The 18,311-nt window shown below is 59.7% G+C and carries 15 protein-coding genes and 5 pseudogenes; 3 read left to right on the top strand and 17 right to left on the bottom strand.

All coding sequences use genetic code 11. The features are described from left to right. Nucleotides 1–434: 434 nt before the first annotated feature. The 9 genes and pseudogenes from MESOP_RS13640 to MESOP_RS13600 all read right to left on the bottom strand — a co-directional run. On the bottom strand, nt 435–809 hold the full coding sequence (locus tag MESOP_RS13640; RefSeq protein WP_013530384.1) for a cupredoxin domain-containing protein: 375 nt from the start codon (nt 807–809) through the stop codon (nt 435–437). Between the two features lie 29 nt (nt 810–838). Further along, entirely contained in the window at nt 839–2,944 is a 2,106-nt protein-coding gene (locus MESOP_RS13635) for a multicopper oxidase family protein (protein ID WP_013530383.1), read from the bottom strand. Between the two features lie 501 nt (nt 2,945–3,445). Further along, the gene (locus MESOP_RS13630) at nt 3,446–4,117 is read right to left on the bottom strand and encodes an acyl-homoserine-lactone synthase (RefSeq protein WP_013530381.1); all 672 of its coding nucleotides are present in this window, start codon (nt 4,115–4,117) and stop codon (nt 3,446–3,448) included. Between the two features lie 209 nt (nt 4,118–4,326). Then, a complete protein-coding gene (locus MESOP_RS13625) occupies nt 4,327–4,689 on the bottom strand; it encodes a hypothetical protein (protein ID WP_013530380.1) in 363 nt (120 codons plus the stop codon). A gap of 252 nt (nt 4,690–4,941) precedes the next feature. After that, nucleotides 4,942–5,448, bottom strand: coding sequence for a hypothetical protein (locus MESOP_RS13620; protein ID WP_245262964.1), 507 nt, complete (start codon nt 5,446–5,448; stop codon nt 4,942–4,944). Between the two features lie 95 nt (nt 5,449–5,543). Further along, a complete protein-coding gene (locus MESOP_RS13615; RefSeq protein WP_245262963.1) occupies nt 5,544–6,896 on the bottom strand; it encodes a tyrosinase family protein in 1,353 nt (450 codons plus the stop codon). Between the two features lie 175 nt (nt 6,897–7,071). Beyond that, nucleotides 7,072–7,623 (bottom strand): hypothetical protein, encoded by a 552-nt coding sequence (locus MESOP_RS13610; protein ID WP_013530377.1) that lies wholly within the window; start codon nt 7,621–7,623, stop codon nt 7,072–7,074. A gap of 95 nt (nt 7,624–7,718) precedes the next feature. Then, nucleotides 7,719–8,441 carry a helix-turn-helix transcriptional regulator gene (locus MESOP_RS13605; protein ID WP_013530376.1) on the bottom strand — a complete coding sequence of 241 codons (723 nt, stop codon included), beginning with the start codon at nt 8,439–8,441 and terminating at the stop codon, nt 7,719–7,721. Between the two features lie 465 nt (nt 8,442–8,906). Beyond that, nucleotides 8,907–9,122, bottom strand: a pseudogene (locus MESOP_RS13600) (transposase); the annotation flags it as partial. Between the two features lie 242 nt (nt 9,123–9,364). Between MESOP_RS13600 and MESOP_RS13595 the strand changes: the two are divergent. Next, nucleotides 9,365–10,600, top strand: a pseudogene (locus MESOP_RS13595) (IS110 family RNA-guided transposase). Between the two features lie 303 nt (nt 10,601–10,903). On the opposite strand, the pseudogene MESOP_RS35960 reads toward MESOP_RS13595, so the two are convergent. Continuing rightward, nucleotides 10,904–11,017 (bottom strand): annotated as a pseudogene (locus MESOP_RS35960) (transposase); the annotation flags it as partial. A gap of 1 nt (nt 11,018) precedes the next feature. Continuing rightward, nucleotides 11,019–11,225 (bottom strand): annotated as a pseudogene (locus MESOP_RS34660) (substrate-binding domain-containing protein); the annotation flags it as partial. On the opposite strand from MESOP_RS34660, the pseudogene MESOP_RS36750 reads away from it, so the two are divergent. Both MESOP_RS36750 and MESOP_RS33610 read left to right on the top strand, forming a co-directional pair. After that, nucleotides 11,209–11,559: pseudogene (locus MESOP_RS36750) on the top strand (alanine racemase); the annotation flags it as partial. The pseudogenes MESOP_RS34660 and MESOP_RS36750 sit on opposite strands and share 17 nt — an antisense overlap. A gap of 507 nt (nt 11,560–12,066) precedes the next feature. After that, complete coding sequence (locus MESOP_RS33610) at nt 12,067–12,429, top strand: helix-turn-helix transcriptional regulator (RefSeq protein WP_263496090.1); 363 nt, start codon at nt 12,067–12,069, stop codon at nt 12,427–12,429. On the opposite strand, the gene MESOP_RS13585 is transcribed toward MESOP_RS33610, so the two are convergent. The 6 genes from MESOP_RS13585 to MESOP_RS13565 form a co-directional block, all read right to left on the bottom strand. Continuing rightward, nucleotides 12,410–13,663, bottom strand: a complete 1,254-nt coding sequence (locus MESOP_RS13585) for a tyrosine-type recombinase/integrase (protein ID WP_013530374.1) — start codon at nt 13,661–13,663, stop codon at nt 12,410–12,412. The genes MESOP_RS33610 and MESOP_RS13585 overlap by 20 nt on opposite strands. 317 nt (nt 13,664–13,980) lie before the next feature. After that, on the bottom strand, nt 13,981–15,543 hold the full coding sequence (guaA, locus tag MESOP_RS13580; protein ID WP_013893905.1) for a glutamine-hydrolyzing GMP synthase: 1,563 nt from the start codon (nt 15,541–15,543) through the stop codon (nt 13,981–13,983). 55 nt (nt 15,544–15,598) lie between these two features. Then, nucleotides 15,599–16,264 (bottom strand): 5'-methylthioadenosine/S-adenosylhomocysteine nucleosidase, encoded by a 666-nt coding sequence (locus MESOP_RS13575; RefSeq protein ID WP_013893904.1) that lies wholly within the window; start codon nt 16,262–16,264, stop codon nt 15,599–15,601. Then, nucleotides 16,264–16,722, bottom strand: a complete 459-nt coding sequence (locus tag MESOP_RS13570) for a PaaI family thioesterase (protein ID WP_013893903.1) — start codon at nt 16,720–16,722, stop codon at nt 16,264–16,266. The genes MESOP_RS13575 and MESOP_RS13570 overlap by 1 nt, the downstream gene beginning before the upstream one ends. Continuing rightward, entirely contained in the window at nt 16,688–16,843 is a 156-nt protein-coding gene (locus tag MESOP_RS35590; protein WP_167313553.1) for a hypothetical protein, read from the bottom strand. Before MESOP_RS35590 ends, MESOP_RS13570 begins: the two co-directional genes overlap by 35 nt. Before the next feature lie 19 nt (nt 16,844–16,862). Continuing rightward, nucleotides 16,863–18,152, bottom strand: a complete 1,290-nt coding sequence (locus tag MESOP_RS13565; protein ID WP_013893902.1) for an RsmB/NOP family class I SAM-dependent RNA methyltransferase — start codon at nt 18,150–18,152, stop codon at nt 16,863–16,865. Nucleotides 18,153–18,311 lie beyond the last annotated feature (159 nt).

Below are 18,311 nucleotides of genomic sequence, written 5' to 3'. Positions count from 1 at the left end.
AGGGGCCTAACTGGCTTCGCTGTCAGCCAGGGAGCGAACGTGGTCTGCGCTTGGCGCACACAGGGAGGCGATGATCACTCAGTCGCGTTTGATAGAGTCGCCTCCCCAACTACCGGCATCGCTTCGAAATCGCACCTGTGTGTATTGCGGGCGCCCACTCTCTCCCGACAACAGAACGCGCATCGCGGCTGATTTTTGGAGACACGAACCTGTGCGCTGCAGCGGTTTGGATAATGCAATCTCGACGGCCGTCTTGGCCGGCGCAGGCAGAGCCGCGGAAGAGAAGTCGGGGGATCGACCATCAGCAAAACCCAGACCGCTCGGCGCGATCAGCTCGAAACAGGCTGGTCAGTCCATCGCCAAGGCATCGGCGCTCGGGTACGCCCCCCCGCGGCACGATCGTTTGTGCGGCTGCGGCTCAGAGCCCTGCGCCTTCATTTGACTATTATCGTCCCCTTCATCGTCGGATGAAAATCACAGTGGTAGTGAATAGGGTCGGCTGACGCCTTAATGGTCGTCGAATACTTTTGTTTTGGTTTTAGAGAGTCTGTCCCCTCGAACTTTCCGGTAGAATCCGCGTCCGGCGTCACCGTGTGCTCAAAGGTCGTTTCGTTTGACCACTCCACGGTGTCTCCTGCGGTGATTGTCACCTCTTTGGGGTCAAAACCCATTGAGCCGTCGGCACTCTTTCCGACTTTGATTTGAGTAACTTTTCCGTCGGCAAAAGCTCGTTTTTCGCCAAATGCAGCGGCACTCAATGCCAAAGCACCAATTTGCAAAGCCAAGCGGCGATCGATTTTAGCTGACATGGTAGCGCTTCCTTCCTGGATGTTGATCGTTAGGGGACCACCTCGAATGGCGCCATGAGGCCCGCGTCCTCATGTTTAAGGATGTGGCAGTGATAAACGAATTTACCGATTTGTTCCTGGGCGTCGAAATTCATGACGACAAATACACTTCCGTTTGCAGGAATAGGCAGGGTATCATGCCAAGTAATTGCGCCCTGTCTGTCTTCGTTGCGAATGGAAGCCAATTGTGCGTTGACCGGGGCAACATAGGTCTCGGCGTCAATCCCGTTGGCAGTCAAATCGGCGTTGTTTGCCAGCCGGAACTTCATCTGATGAATATGGAAGTTGTGCAGTTCGGTTGTTGGATTCTTGAGTTCCCAAAGTTGTCCGTGACCGTTGGACAGCTGCACACAGGCATGTTTGGGTCGCCCGTCCGCGCCGCTCCAGTCAACCTCTCCGGCAGAATCTAAATAGGCGTCGAAGCCAACCGGACCAATTCGCGCCGTCTTGTCTGCTGCGAACTGCTGAAGCGGGTAGGTTCCCGCCGGCTGGGGCGGATGCATAAGGTCAGTCTGCACGCGCCAGGTGCCCGGGGTTAGACCTCCCGCAAACATCACACGCCGGTGCTCACGCATGCTCCGGTCGATATCGCGGACGCATCCTGTTGGAAATGCCGGAGCCGGCGCGGTCTCTAAAGCCACAAATAGGTGACGATTGTCCGGGTCGGCGTAAGGCAAGTTCCGGTCGACCGCAACGCGTTCTCCGACGATCTTCGGAGAGGCTTCCAGGATCACTTTGGCCAGCTGGATCTCGGGCCAATTGTCACCGTCACTCTGTGGATCTGATCCGGTGCTGACTGGACCCGTCCTCAGGAAATAGGTTCGTGAGCCGGCCGATTGGCCATCGTTGCGAACGTAAATCTCTGCGCGAGCGGCCGGCATAAGGGTGAGGGTCGACAACTGGACCGCTTTGTTTTCCGAAACCGGTGCGTTTCGCAACAAAGGTTTCCCCGGAACCACGCCGTCCACGCTCAGCAAATCAAACGGCAATAGACTTCCATCTACCGCTGAGACGATCCGAAGGTCGTAGGTTACGTCGGCGCTCAGATTCGCGATGCGCCATAGGCCATTATGGCCAGCACCAATATCAATTGTTGGATACCGCTGTCCGTTTACAGTGAACAGCCAAATATCGTTTGCATCCTTCGGGCTCCGACAAAAACCTTTGCGATCAGTTGTCGCAGGAAGGGGTTGATCGCTCCGCGATGGAGCGCAGTGATTATGGTCTTCGGTGCGAACCCATTGTGCCGGGGCGTCGTCTGAGGCATCGCTTGGATCCACCGAAGTGTTCAGCCGGATGTCCCGGAGCATCAGGTACGAAGTATCCGTCACCGCTCGAAGGTCACTGGTTAGTTTTCCCTCCCTTATCGGGTCTGCGTCACGCACCACCACGTTGGCGTCGCTTGGGCCAATCGACATGACGCCCGACATTCCCCCCGCGACCTGCATCGCCGAGAGGCCATGGATATGAGAATGGTACCAATAAAGTCCGCCGGGGTGCGGTATGGTTCCGGCAGTGCCGTCAAGAATACTCGCGGGCAGAGCAGTTGGTATCTTAATACTGTAGTCGAGCCACTCGCCTCGTCTCAATGAGACGAACACGTTGTCGCCATTCCCATGCGTGGGGTCGGCGGCATTGTTGGGGGACACTATCAGCCCGTGCGTGTGAAGATTGGTAGCTTGCTCCATCTGCATGTCATGCATCATCCCGCCAGCCTGGGATGCCGCTTCAAGAGCGTCCAGGAGGCGAACTCTTAAAGTATCGCCGGCATTGAGCTCCAGGATCGGCGGGAGATAGGTCCCGTTGTAGTTCTCGGTTTCCACTCTATACCCGCCGACCTGAACCGGCGATGTCGTCGCCGTTAAGGCCACAGTCAAGTCGGAATGAACGCTGCCCGGTTCCGAGGGTGCTATCCGGCAGAATGGCAAATTGAGTTGGGATCCGCGGGTGGTGATCGCCGAGCAAATTTGCGGCTGCATCAGCGGACCGGCTTCCGCCCCATCAGCTGTCTTCGCGGCGGTGATAAGGCCGGCCGTCCCGACGAAAGCGGTAAATGCGTAGGCCGTCAAAAAACGGATACCAACCGGGCGCGCCATCTTACCTCACGAACAAGGACATTGGGCCGCAACTGGACAAATGTTTCGGTAAGCCCCGGCGTCCTAGCGGCGCACACTTTTGGGCGCCCACCAAGGGAATGGCCAAGGAAGGGGCATACCTTCGCCAGCGATTGCCTCTTTACTCGGCGCCGCGGCACCGCCGATTTTATCCTCAACCGAGTTTGTGGAGCTGTGAACGCGAACGCCAACCACCCAAGCCGGAACAGGAAACGCCTTCGTGACACCAATCCGCGTGAATACTTGGAGGGCGAGCCCGGTCGGCGGACTGGCAACAAAGTCGAGATCGAGAATACCGTCTGTCGGGGGGACGATGTACATCCAAGGGGCAAGGTCAGGATGCGACCATCCACTTGTCGGCACCCACCCCCTGGCAGATACGGAGATGGCCGGTGGGTTGTCGGGGATTATCATGAGGCCTTCAACGTGCACCTCATCGACAGAATAGACACGCGACATAGCTTCTTCTCCATCTGCTCGTGGTCATTCGCACATTTGCCGATGCTTGGGCTTCGAGAATGCCGTATCGCTTATGAAGGGCATCTGGATCCCTCGTCGAACGATCAGCGAGTGGTCACAACCCAGGATTTTGCGGACACTCGCCAGCGCAGCTTCGTTCACGTCGATATACGCGACGATGTACCACTCACCGTTCTCCTCCTTTGCCATGCCCATGGGGTCTGCCCGCCATTTGAGGGCCCCGTGATGAGGCATGAAGTATGTTTCCTGGACACCGCCGACGGCACTCAAACCCTCGTCAAGTGCGTATTCCATCACCGCGCAGCACAGCTGCGTTAGCGTGCCGCGCAGCCCTGTAGAGCGTTTGTCGGGGACAACGAAAGTCCGAGTCCATTCGGCCCAGTCCGGTCGCCGGGGGACGCCGAACTTCTCGCACATATGAGGAAAAACCTCCGAGACCATGTGCGGCTCGCTCGTTGGGATCAATCGAGCCGATGTCACCACGCGACCGTCTTCGAGACCAAGCAGATAGGTCGCTGCGTCGGTATCAAATTGGTCTCGTTCACGTCCGTCAGGGCTGGGAGGGCGCCAGCACTTCTGATGCACGAAAAAATCGTGCCGCCGGCGTAAAAACTCGTCGAACTCGTGCTCGTAGAGATGCTTGTTTTGGGCGTTTACGACATGAGCCGCTATCATGGCGCCCTCCCTTGGTCGATCTTGCGGAGATAGTTGCAGTCCCTCTAAGATACGTCACCTGTCCGATCGGACAGTTGACGGCGCGCCGGTGACCTCACCGACCTCCTCAAAACTCCCCTTCCAGGGCGACCAACACGTCAATTATAGCCTTAGCGCCGGCGCCCGCACCGACGCCCTCGGACAATCGAAAGCGATAAGGTTTTGCCTGCTCAGATGGCGAATTCCAACTCGGGCGTGCCCTGGCAGATCCTAAAAAGCGTGTGGACATCTACGCTATTGCGTATTCCCACCTTGCTCGCGTCGGGCTTCCACTGCGCCGCCGTGAGCAGGGTTCCCTGTTGACACAAATCGATACCGTCACTGGCAGTGCCCGTTACCGTGCCGTATGTGTTGGCCGTTGGTTTTGGTGTTGCACGTGTGATGTTGTAGAGTTTGTCGCCGTCCTTCATCACAATGCATCCGTTTTCAACGCCCGCTTCCGCGCATCCTGTGACGGTCACTTGCTGCGCTGCGGCCGCGAATGCGATACCCATTGACACTGCGGTACAAGAAGTGAAGAGGCCCCGTTTCATCTCGCCCTCCTGATACGATTGTCATTTATTCTAGCAGCGCTTGCCGCGGGCGGGCAATTCGGCCCATCGCCCGTTAGATACTTGCAGCCCAGCTAATATGAGTCACCTGCCCGATCGGACAGTTGACTCAACCTGCGCCCTTGGCCCTTGGGCCCTTGGTGGCCAAGCGCCCTGACAACTGCGAGGACAAAATTGGGACCTCAGCCAGCATCCTAGCCGGCGTGCCGATGCCATCGTCGTGGCACCAGAAGCTCAGCTTAGAATGTCGACGGCAAGAATCTCGATTGCCGAATTGATTGGGGCGGATTTATCAGTCGACAAAACAATTCCAACAATGGCAGCTTTCGGCGGATTCGGAGATTCCCAAGCTGGCAATGAGAGAAACACCTCTTTTTTTTCGCCCACGCTCAGGGGTTTGAAGAATGCCGACCCAGCTGCGTCCGGCAAAACCGCATCCGTTGCAATAGGAGCATTGTCAAGCGTCTTGTCGGTCAGTTGCACCTGGAGCAGCAATTGCTCTTCTGGATCGACCCTAAGTGGCCGCAGGCTCACCTTTATCGTGATTACTCCCGACGTCAGGACTTTTGCCCCGACCTCTCTTAGCGGAACTACAACGGCGTGGCGGGCGCTTGCGATGTTCGGTCCCAAAAGATCAACGCCATCCACAGTAGTCTCAGAAACCACCTGACCCTTAAGCGGGCAAGCCAGGTCTGAACGAACGCCCGCGACCAAGGCTGCAGATGATATCAGCACCATCATTCCCAAGGCGCGACAACTAACCCAAGGATGCAAGACATCTGGGCATTTCGACCGCAGTAGCATGACCTTCATACGCGCCACGATTCGGGCTGAAATCAGGCCGACAGGATCGTAACGCCCTTAAAGGGGATACGAGTGTCCGCGGGAACGCCCTCGGCGACAGGAACAGCCATTAACTGGACTTTGAACCCGTTCCCCGCCAGACGACCTTGCGACGCGACACTCCGCAAGGCGTCAGTCAAGTCGATGTAGACATTCCTTGGGCCGCCGTGATGCCCATGCGGTCCCCCGGGCCCAAAGAAGCTAAACACTCCCGCACAGAGTTTGTCGTCGGAAGGCGTCTCGGGCGTGAGATAAGGGCAATTCACGAATACGCCAACTGCAATATCGGTGTTTTGAGGAGTCTCAACGCCCTCTAAACGCGCAACGATGCGGCTCGGCTCGATTGCCTTTAAAGATGTTTCCGGCGCATGAAACACGCGTACTTCTGAAAGGGCCTGCACCAAATCGGTCACCTTCACATCGACTGCCCTTTCGATGTTTGGTAGCGCAGGACCTGGCGAGGCACCTGATCCTATGGAGGCAGGGGTGGTCAAATTTAGCTTCGCCATCATCGAGTTGCCGCCAGCGTCGAATTTTTGCAGATCGAGCTTCTCGGAAATTTGTCCGATGACCGTCGGCTCGATTGTATCGTAGATGTAGTCGAACGATCCTAGCGATAGCGCGCCTGTCGATGTTTTACTGCCGACAGGCTTGCCATCCGCGTCATAGAAGCTGTCAGGATATGTGTTCTTAGGATCGTCAGATGTGTTTCCGGTAACCTGCCACTCGGCCCAAATGCGATCGATATTGCAATGGTGGAGCCAAAATATGGGGTCAAGCGAAGACATCCCGCTGCCCATATGGCCCCTCGCCCCGTGCAGAGATCCCACGGCGACATGGGCGTTGCCGTGCGGTTGCCCCTCGAGCAGGCCTGTGAATATTTCGAAATCGGATTGGCCGCGAATACTGTCCAGAGTCGTTTTCAGAAACGAGTTGGCGAATTGCGGGATCGACGTCATGGTTTGAGCTCGGGCGATTCCCCGCGCACCGATAGTCGTAACCCTACCCGGCCCCCAATTGTCAGACTGCTCGTTCGATTGGTCGTTCCATTGGACCACATTGAGTTTCGGAAGGTCGAAGAAGGGATCTGGAACTTTGCTCTTGCTCTCCTCCCAGTCCCAGTAGGCCAAGGCAAAATCAGGCTTGCCGATCAGCTTTGAACAAATCTGCTCAAAGTACGAAACATACCATCGATGCCAGTGCGTGAAGTCGGAAACGCCATGCGTGCAGTGGCGTATGTGGATCAGCGCCTGATTTCGCCAGTTGCGTTGGTCGCTCACCGGCAGCTGATGCATAGCCTCGACAGCTTGCGCATAATCGGAAAAAAATGGGTCGGTCGGGGCCATGGTGGATGCATTTCGGCGGACGCGCGCCGCCGCTGACCAAGCTGGTCGATAACGGAGAATTGCCGGCGCCGCCAAACCAACTGTCGTGACCGCTAGAAAACTGCGACGAGTGAGCATCGTGTGACCCCCTATGATTTGATTGCAATGGATCTCATGAATTCGTACCGATCAGCCTTCACTGTTGGACCGCTATGAACGATGCTACATAACCGGCAGGTGCTCCGTTGTGCGGCTTGGCCCTTATGACGCTCCCGACCAATGCAGGCACCTGTCCGACGCCTTGCGGCCACGAGTGCGCCAAATATCCGAAGTAGTCGTACTCCCAGTCCTGAGTGCCGGTACCAGGCCGCCCTATTCCTACGATTTGAACCGTCAAGGGAGCGCCGGATGCAGCTGGTTGGACGCTTCCATGGAGATCCAAGCCACCGCCATTCCAGTCGATCGTTCCGTTGAGTGTGTTGTCGGCAGAAACATCAAACGTAAAAATAGCTTCCGCAAAGAACAGACCGAGAGCGGTCTGGTCGTTGTCGGTTACGAGATTCTTGTTGTTATGGAAGCTTCGGTACGTCCACTTGCCCGTGATTTCCTGAGGCGTATTCGGCGCTGCAGCTAGCGTGCCAATTCCAATACCCACGCTCATGCAAATCGCCAACATCAAGCGCCAAAATGCAATGCGCGGTGAACTGCCGCGCCAGGCACTAGGGTCGACAAGGTAAGCGGCGATCATTGCGTGTCCCTCATTGCGTGTCCCCCGGCTGGTCTCACGATTATTTGCAGCTGACCGGGACTGCGTCACCTGTCCGATGGGACAGTTGACGCAAATTAGGGATGGATCATGCGCCTGCGCACTGCCTCAACGATAGCTTGGGTGGTCGTTGCGACGCCGAAAGCTTCGCGTGCACGTGTCGCGTGCCACTTAACGGTGCGCTCCGCCAGACCCAGAATTTGCGATGTTTCGGATGATGTCTTACCAGCAGCGGCCCACAAGAGCACTTCCTTCTCGCGCTCGGTGAGCAGCCCTTCCTCGACCTCATCGCCGTGCGACAATGCCTGGATCGCCATACCCGCGTAGACCGCCATTGTGACCAGTTGCACCTCCTCGCGCGGAGAGAGAGCGCAGACCTTTGCTGAGGACGCAAACGACAGGACTGATTGCCAGTGGTGCACGCTTAGCATGGGCACCGCAAAACCACTCGATATGCCAAACTCAGTGGCCTCACCTGCAACACGTCGTGAGCCTTTCGTGTCGGACCACTTTGCCGGCACGTCGGCCCACAGAAATGGCTTCAGTGTCTTTGCCGAATAGATGCAAACTCCATCAACTGCCGCGTGTTCAGCTTCTACGTAGCGTTTGAACCAGCCTTCGGGCCACCCATTGAGTTCGACCATCGGCGCGAGCTTCTGTCCGCCAAGCGGAACACCACTGAGAATGAGGTGCTCGAATCCGAGATTTCGCACTGTTAGGAGCACGTCATCCAGGAGGGGGCCAGGTGCCGTGTGCGCTCTGCAACGCTCGACGAATTCGAATACATCCGAATCGATCATCGCTCCCACCCCGCGTTATCCACGCATCCAACTAATTTAGTTGACGCGAAGATACTATCATTCACGCGCGTTTTCCTCGCAACACTTAAATCGTTTAATAGTAGCGCGTTGATCGTTTCTCCTAATCAAGTGCTCGGCGATCTGGTCGTTCGGCGGCACTCTTGGCCGAGTCTTCCGCCAACTTCGGACCTTCGGAAGGCGTTGGGTCATTTTGGACTTCCGAGCAGATGCTTGTTATGCGCGACTTGAACGATAGCGCATCTACGTCGGCGTAAGCGGAATAACTGCTTCGCGCCACATGTCAGTGTTGTCTCGCACGTCGCAGGCCAACAAAAGCATTCGTCAATCAATCCGCTTGCCCGTCCCCGGCCAGGGATCAGCTGGAAGATGTTGACGGATCGTGTCCCAGGGAGTGGTGTAGCTGACGGCTTGGTCGCCGCGCTCTCCGGCATGGGGCCGGGCTGATCAGCGTGCCACGGCTGGCAAGCTGATGAGGGGATCATCGCTCATTTGGCTGATGGTTTCCAGCGTCATGTATCTGGCCCGCTGCACGGCCCATTCATCGTTCTGTTCGAGCAGGATTGCGCCGACGAAACGGACGATGGCGTCGTCGTTTGTGAAGATGCCAACGACCTCCGTCCTGCGCTTGATCTCGCCGTTGAGGTGCTCGATGGAATTTGTAACCGGTAGGATCATGACGGTGCCATCCGATCCCCGCTGGAGATGATCGATTTTCGGCGTATGGTGCGACCATCCGGGACAGGGGCACCGGGAGCGCGCCAAGTGCGGGCAGGCCGGTGTATTCGATGAGCGAGCTTGCGTTAGAAGCTGGCCGCCCATGCGACCTGCCCGGTTGCGCCGAGAGCGCGGATCCGTAAGGTGTCGCGTCGCCCGTCGGCTCCCGACTGTTTGAGGAGGAGTCGATGAGGCGCGTGATTGGAATGGACATCCACCGCACCTTTTGCGGAGGTGGTGGTTTGGGAAGATGGCCAACTGCGCCATCACGGACGGGTCGACATGGCCCGGTCGGGACTGGAAGGGTTCGGCCGCAGTTTGCGAAGGACGGATGAGATTGTCGTCGAGGCTACGGGCAACGCCATGGCGGTGGTGCGGGTTCTGTCGCCCTATGTCGGGCGGGTGATTGTCGCCAACCCGATGCAGGTGAAGGCGATCGCCCATGCCAGGATCAAGACCGACAAGATCGATGCCGGGGTTCTGGCGCAGCTCCATGCCAGCGGCTTTCTGCCGGAGGTCTGGGTTCCCGATGAGCGCACTGAGCGGCTTCGCCGCCTCGTCGCGCGGCGCAACCAGGTCGTGCGGCATCGCACGCGCGTGAAGAACGAGGTGCATGGCATCCTGCAGGCGCACCTCGTGCCGAAGTGCCCGCATGCCGATCTGTTCAACCGTCGGGGTCGCGCCTGGCTCGAGCGGCAGGTGCTTCCCGACGACGAGCGGGCCGCTATCGCTCGCCACATCCGCGAGATCGACCGCCTGGCCGAGGATCTGGCTGACCTTGATCGGGAGATCGCCCAGGAAGCGGTTGATGATGTGCAAGTCCGGCGGCTTCAGACGATCACCGGCGTGAACGCCATCGTCGCGAGTGGTATCATCGCCGCCGTCGGCGACATCTGGCGGTTCCGCGAACCGCAGAAGCTTGTGAGCTATTTCGCCATCAATCCTTGTGTGCGTCAATCCGGTCTTGGCTTGGCGCAATATGGCCGGATCAGCAAACATGGGCGTTCCCATGCCCGCGCCATGCTGGTCGAGGCCGCCTGGGCGGCGGCGAAGGCGCCCGGACCGCTCAGAGCTTTCTTCCTGCGCATACGCAACAAGCGCGGCCATCAGGTCACAGCCGTGGCGCTCGCCCGCAAGCTCGCCGTGTTGATCTGGCATCTGCTGACAAAGGAGCAGGACTACTTCTGGGCTCATCCGGCGCTGGTGGCGGCAAAGCAGAGGCAGCTCGCTCTCAAGGCTGCGCGCCAGGCGAGCGCGGTGTCGGTCGCCGCGTTTCGGCTTACGCCTACAACGTGAAGGAGTTGCGAAACAGCGAGAAAGCCTCGGCCGAGAACGCCGAACGTGCCTACGAGCTGATGGTTCGGCATTGGCGGTCACGAGGGCCGAAGCGGCGCACGGACGCCACAAACGAGGAACGACTATAACGGCTGCGTGGCGGCACTCTCATCCTCTCGCACCACTCTTTGCCACGTGGTCGTCCGTGCCGGACAAATATAGCACAAGGAAATGTGGCGGCACGACCGACGCCTCGGTCCGCTCCAGAATGGCGCCCTGCTCGACGCCGTCAAGGCGTGGCCTGGAAACCTCGCAGCCGGCCGTGGCGCCAATCGCACCGGCCAGCCTTGACTGCGTCTCGACACGCTCGCACGGGAAATCCTGTAGGCGGGGGCGAAAAAACAGCTCACCTGAAGCCGAACAAAGAAACGCACAGGAGAGCCGAAATCACGCTTGTCGATGTCATCCGTCGAGTGCAGCTTGGCGCGATGTTCCTTCGGGAAGGTCATGTAGGCCAGCACGTCGGGCTCGGCGTCGTCCATGATTGTCGCCAGCTTCGGCACCTTCGGCCATCGCCTGGCCGGCGGCGGTGCGGCCACCGATGGAGCCAGCGCCGTCGATCACCTTGACCTCCCAACCGATCGCCTTTGCCGCTTCCTCCACGCCGGTGGTGACACCCAGAATGCCTCCGTTCTTGAGATCGCCGGCGAGCACGACGATCGTCTTGCCCGGCTGGGCCTTCGGACCGCTGGTCGGGTCTGGCGAGGACAGCAAGTTCGGCCTGCATCCGAACGCACTGCTGCCCTTCGTGGAGACTCTCGATCAGCTTCCACGTCTCCGGCCATGCGGGTTGATGACACTTGCGCTGTTTTCCTCCGACACGGCCAAGGTGCGGCCTTGCTTCATTCTGCTGCGCCGGCTGCGGGACAAGCCGTGAAGTACAACGCCGCGCTGACCGGGCTCTCCATGGGCATGACCGGAGACTTCGACCATCGAGGAAGGCGCCACTGTCGTGCGCGTCGGTCAGGCTATCTTCGGCAAGCGGCCGACGCCTGACGGCCTCTACTGGCCCAGTTTCGCCCCCACGGATCGAGGAATTGAACCATGATTTTTCGCAAACCGCCTGTCTGCTTTTCCGATCACCCCCGCCGATCGTTCCGGCCGGGTCGAGATTTACGCGGCAGGGAAACTGGTCAGCCGCCTGGTCGCGGCTGAGGTCGCCTCGTCGGGCCTGCCAGCCCACGCAATCACGCGACGCAAGCGGCCTTTCTGATCGTACTGCGTAAGCTTATGGCCAGTTGGGCGGATTTCGACATCGCCGCCGCGCATTACTCCTATGGCTACAACCTGCTTTGCATTGCGCATCAGGGCAAGCTGGTCTCAAATTCGATCTTCGGGGCATAGCACTCCGCCGATGTCCAGGGTGTGTTCGCCGTCCGCTCAATCGCGTGATGGATGTCGCCGCACTCGGTGTGCTCGTGAGCAAGACCTAGGCTTGCCGACCATCGCAAAGCTCGCCGGTTGGTAAAGGAGACGATATGATCGTAGTTTAGAGCTATGCTCAGATTGGAGCAGATGCGCGATCATTGGCCCGAAGGAGCCCTTCGGTAGGCAAATGGTCAAACGCCAGAAGCAACCTCAACGCGAAAGTTGCCAGGGCATAGAGGCCGCGCCAGCGGACCGCCCCCTTCCGGTTCTATCGCACATTGAGGCGCGACGGATTGTGCGAACTGTTCGCCGCTCGCAATTGCGAGAGATCGTTCCATTGTCGGACACGACCATTTATGAAATGGAACAACGAGGCGAGTTCCCCCGACGGTTCAATCTTACCCCCCGCTGCGTCGTTTGGGACCTGGGAGAAGTCGAAGCGTGGATTCAGGAACGGCGGAACGCGTCCTCTGCTGGTTCGCTCGAACTGGCCCCGGGACCAGACGTGCGGTCGCGGAAGACGAGACCCGTCAAATGGGATCGAGGATGACGGCCGCCCCGGAAATCGGCTGCAGTGTGGGTGCGTGTTTATTGCCAGCCGCCCACGCTTCAATCATGTCGGCCCATTCCTGCAGCATGTGGCGCCGCTGCGGTTCGTATTCCGCCTTGTTATAGACGCCGCGGGAGGAGCGACTGTCTTCGTGGGCAAGGCATTTTTCGATCCAGTCGCGATTGAATCCGATCTCGTTTAGGAGCGTGGAGCCGGTCCGACGTAAATCGTGCACCGTAAAGGGAGCAAGCGGCAGGTCTTGTTTTTTTGCGCAGTCCACAATCGCCATGGTAATCCGATTGAAAGTCGCGCGCGACATAGGCTCATCGGCGTCATAGCGAGATGGAAGCACGTATCGAGAGTTCGCAGCGCAAGTCTTGAGCGCAATCATAATGTCGAGGGACTGGCGGGACAGGTAGACGTTGTGGGGCTTCTTCCGCTTCATTCGCTCTTTGGGAATGCTCCATACCGCGTTCTCGAAGTCTACCTCATCCCACGTCGCGCCCAGAAGCTCACTTTTCCGAACCATCGTGAGCAGGATCAGCTTTAGGCCCAGCCGAATGGTTGGCAAAGTCGGCACACTTTCCAACTCCTTCAGCATGATTCGAATTTCTGCGGGTGACAACGCCCGGTCTTTCGCCTCGAACGTGGCTATCGACGCCGGTCCTACCTCGTCCGCCGGATTGGCGATCCTCTCGCCGTGCAGAATGGCATAACCATAGACCTGTTTAACAATATCCCGGACATGAATGGCCGTTGCTGGTGCGCCACGGTCCCTGACTTTTGCGCAGAGCGCCCGCAAGTCGTCCGACGTGATTTCTGTCAGGAGTCTTTTATCCCAAATCGGCAAGATGTCTCGATCGAAGACGGCTTTGCGCATCGAGCGCGTGCTGTCCGCCATCTTCGCCTCTTTAAACCATACTCTGCCGGCATCGCCGAACGTAGCCGTCGCAGACAGGCGCCGCTTGTCACGCTGCTTTTCCTGGGCAGGCGATTTTCCGGTTGCCACCATTTTTCGTGCGGCAAGACAGCGGTCACGCGCCTCTGCTAGCGAAATGCCTCCCTCACCATAGCGGCCCAGCGTCACCGTCTCTCGCCGACCATTCACTCGGTAGTCGTATCGGAACGATATTCGCCCTGTGGGAGCCACGGTCGCGTACATACCGTCACGATCAGCAACCTTGTATATTTTATCTTTTGATTTCAGCTTCTTAAGTGCGATGTCTGTGAGCATAGGAGGAGACGAACTGGCGTAACTAGGATTGTGAAATGCCTAACTTTACCGTCACTGGTTTTACCGTCAAGGCTATGTGAGAGCCCATTGGATTCAATGCCTTGCCTCGAGAGATGCCAACAGGCTTGAGTCCGGCCGCAGTGACGGTATCAGTCTGCAGCAACGATGACGCGAAAAGGAATGCCGTCAGATCTACCGCCAAATAATTCCGCTTAGGGGCGATAGTCAGCGATAGACATAGAGACGAAAGCAGATCAAACTCATAGGCTTAATGAAGCTTCCTCGATAGTCGCCGAATGCTGGCGAACGACCGAGCTTTATTCCCACTCGATTGTTCCGGGCGGCTTCGAGGTGACGTCGTAGACGACGCGGTTGATGCCGCGGACCTCGTTGATGATGCGGGTGGCGGCGGCGCCGAGGAAGGCCATGTCGTAGTGGTAGAAATCGGCTGTCATGCCGTCGACCGACGTGACGGCGCGCAGCGCGCAGACGAACTCGTAGGTGCGGCCGTCGCCCATCACGCCGACGGTCTGCACCGGCAGCAGCACGGCGAAGGCCTGCCAGATGGCGTCGTAGAGGCCGGCCTTGCGGATCTCGTCGAGGTAGATCGCGTCGGCCTCGCGCAGGATCTCCAGCTTTTCCCGCGTGATGCCGCCGGGGCAGCGGATGGCGAGGCCCGGGCCCGGGAACGGGTGGCGGCCGATGAAGCTTTCGGGCAGGCCAAGCTCCTTGCCGAGCGCCCTCACCTCGTCCTTGAACAGCTCGCGCAGCGGCTCGACCAACTGCATGTTCATCCGCTCGGGCAGGCCGCCGACATTGTGGTGCGACTTGATGGTCACCGACGGGCCGCCGGTGAAGGAGACGCTCTCGATGACGTCGGGGTAGAGCGTGCCTTGCGCCAGGAAATCGGCGCCGCCGAGCTTCTTCGCTTCTTCCTCGAAGACTTCGATGAACAGCCGGCCGATGGTCTTGCGCTTCTTTTCCGGATCCACCTCCCCTTCCAGCGCCGAGATGAATTTTTCCGAGGCATCGACCAGGATCAGCGGCAGATTGTAGTGCTGGCGGAACATCGCCACCACGCCCGCTGCCTCGTCCTTGCGCATTAGGCCGTGGTCGACGAGGATGCAGGTGAGCTGGTCGCCGACCGCTTCGTGGATCAAAAGTGCGGCGACGGAGGAGTCCACGCCACCCGACAGCGCGCAGATCACCTTGCCCTTGCCGACCTGCTTGCGGATCGTCTCGACGGCATGTTCGCGATAGGCGCGCATCGTCCAGTCGCCCTCGATGCCGGCGATGTTGTGGACGAAGTTCCTGAGCAGCCTGGCCCCGTCAGGCGTGTGGACCACCTCGGGATGGAACATGATGCCGTACATACGGCGCTCGACATTGCCGAAAATGGCAAAGGGCGAGCTCTCGGACTTGCCGAACACCTCGAAGCCCGGCGGCAGGGCGATGACGCGGTCGCCATGGCTCATCCAGACCTGGTGCCGCTGCCCAGTCGCCCACAGGCCCTCGAACAGCGGGCTGTCCTTCTCGATCTCGACGAAGGCGCGGCCGAATTCGCGATGGTTGGAGCTTTCAGCGACACCGCCCATCTGTACGCACATGGCCATCTGGCCGTAGCAGATGCCGAGCACCGGCACGCCGGCGTCAAAGACGATCTGCGGCGCACGCGGGCTGCCGATGTCCGACGTCGAGGCCGGCCCGCCCGACAGGATCACGGCTTTCGGATTGATGCGCTTGAACGCCGCTTCGGCCGACTGGAACGGCACGATCTCGGAAAACACACCCGCCTCGCGGATGCGGCGGGCGATGAGCTGGGTAAACTGGCTGCCGAAATCGACAATCAGGACGGTGTCGGGATGATTGGCTGTTTTCATGGCGAGCGTTTAGAGAAAGAAACGAGTCGGCGCAATGGGTTGCGGTGCCTGACTTTCAGACTGGCCTCGGGTCTTCAGGGGTCGGCTGGACGCGAAGCAAGCCAGAGCCGATCGCCTGTTCGAGGCGAATGACGGCGTCCGCCAGCTTTTCGTCGATGATGTGCAGATATTCTGTCCAGTCCCCGACGTGCCTGAGATCGGCTGCTCCATCTGAAATACCGCGCAGGCCGATCAGCGGAATATCGAACAGCTGGCAGGCGCGCAGGCAAGCGAAGGTCTCCATGTCGACCATGTCAGCCATGATCGTGTCGTAGGCCGCGCCGGTGATGATCGCGCCGCCGGTCGATAGCGTGGCTTCCTTGATCTGCGGAATCCTGAACGGCAGCGGCACGGTCACCGGCAGGTCGAGGAACGGCGTCGCGCCTTTCTCGAAGCCGAGCGGCGAGGCATCGATGTCGCGATAGCCGACGGAGACGGCCTGGTAGATTTCGGCCTGTTCCAAGGTCCGGCTGCCCGCTGAGCCGAGCGATACGACGAGATCCGGCAAGGTCTTCTCGGATTTCAGCCAGGAGAGTTCGGCGCCGAGGCGCACACCTGCCTCGACCGGGCCGACACCGGTCATCAGCGGCGTGAACAGTTTTTGCAGATGCGGACCGTATTCGGCTTGCACCGCCATGACGAACAGGACGTCCTTGCCGCCAATTCGCGCAACATTGCCCATCAGCCTGCAATCCCGTCACGGCCGACCACCGTCATCATGGTCCCGGTCATGGTGGCGATCAGCTTGGCCTCGCCGTCGACGGCGAAGGCATAGGCCTGGCCATCGGCGACGATGATGGTGCGGCCGGGTTTGGTCACCGAACCGCGGAACAGGAACCGTTCGCCCCGACCCGGCGCCAGCAGGTTGACCTTGAACTCGATGGTCAGCACGCCGGAATTCTCCGGCATCAGCGAGAAGGCGGCATAACCACAGGCCGAGTCCAGCGCGGTCGAAATGACGCCGGCGTGCAGAAAGCCATGCTGCTGGGTCAATGCAGCCGAATAGGGCATCTCGATCTCGATGATCCCCGGTGTCACCAGCGTCAGTTCGGCGCCGATCGTCGCCATCGCCTGCTGGCGCGCAAAGGACGCCCTGACGCGATCCTCATAGTCTGGAGCCGGTACGATCTTTGCCGCCATCGCCATTGCCTTCACTTTTGCCGGAAAAGCTTATTGCAGAGGCACAGGCGGCAGGCAAACGCTTTTGCTGCAGTGCAGCAATCGGCTTGACCTGCGACAGCGAAACGAACCCGGCACGCATCGGCGCCATCCGATACGGTTCAGCCGGGCCTGCGCATGGCACAGACATAAAAACCATCGGTGCCGCTCAGCGCGGGCGACAGCGAAATATCGCCACCGGCGCCGATCCGCGCGGCCGCCTCGTGCCCCGGGAAATGGCTGTCCCACAGCGCGCGGTGATCGACCGGGACGAAGCCGCTGTTGCGCCCGCGAAACGCGGCGACCTGTTCGCCATTTTCCTCAGGGAATACCGAGCAGGTGATGTAGACCAGCAGGCCGCCGGGTTTGACATAGATGCTGGCGGCATCGAGGATCGCCGACTGCTCGCCCTTGCGGGCATCGAGCTGTCTTTGCGTCAGGCGCCATTTGGCGTCGGGACGGCGGCGCCAGGTGCCGCTGCCGGTGCACGGTGCGTCGACCAGCACGACGTCCATATGACCCGAGAGCGGCGCAAGCTCGGCCGGCTTGGTGACCACCTGCACATTGCGGTTTTCCGACCGGCGGATGCGGTCGAAGATCGGCGCCAGCCGCGCCTTTTCGGCATCATGGGCAAAGATCTGGCCCGTATTGCCCATCTGAGCCGACAGCGCCAGCGTCTTGCCGCCGGCGCCGGCGCAGAAGTCGAGCACCTGCATGCTGGCCCCGGCACCGGCCAGCGTGGCCGCGATTTGCGAGCCCTCGTCCTGGACCTCGAACCAGCCTTTCTGGAAGGCCGGCTCGGCCTGCACGTTCGGATGCCTGCCGTCGCCATCGATGGGCGCAATGCGGATGCCGTTTGGCGCAATGCGGGCAGGCTTGGCGCCGGTATCGGCCAGTTCCGCCAGCACCTTGTTGCGATCGGCCTGCAGAGTGTTGACCCTGATGTCGAGCGGAGGACGTGTCGCCAGCGCGGCGCCCTCCTCGACCCAGCTCGCTCCAAAGGCACGTTCGAAAAGCGGTTCGCACCAATCGGGTATGTCGGCCCGCACCGCGGACGGCGCGTGGGCAAGCCGACGTTCGGCGATTGCCTGGAGCTCGGTGGCGCCGAGCAGCGGCGGCGCGAACTTGTCACCGTCGAGCGCACCGTTGAGCGACTGCGCCGTCTGGCCCCATTCGAGTAGCAACGCCCCGAAGCCGATGGCGCGCGGCGTATCCTCGCCGAGCAGCCAGCCGGCCGAGCGCTTGTGGCGCAGCGCGTCATAGACGATGTTGCCGATCGCCGCGCGATCGCCGCCGCCGGCGAAACGGTGCGAGAGGCCCCAATCCTTCAGCGCATCGGCCACCGGCCGGTGACGCCGGCCAATGTCTTCCAGCACTTCGATAGCCGCAGCCAGCCTTCCGCCCAGTCGCATTCGTCATTCCATCAAATCGAGCACAGCATCTCGGCCTGCTCTTAGAACCTTTCACGTCCGGATTGAACCCCGCTCCGCCTGGCGGCGTGGAGTCATCCCGACTGTTGCCAGCGAAATTGGCCAACCAATAACTCTCCCTGGCAGCCAACAGCAGATCGA

This window comes from Mesorhizobium opportunistum WSM2075, from assembly GCF_000176035.2.
In the GTDB taxonomy this organism is placed as follows: Bacteria; Pseudomonadota; Alphaproteobacteria; order Rhizobiales; family Rhizobiaceae; genus Mesorhizobium; species Mesorhizobium opportunistum.
Note: the sequence above shows the minus strand (reverse complement) of the source record. Positions and strands in the feature narration are given on the sequence as shown.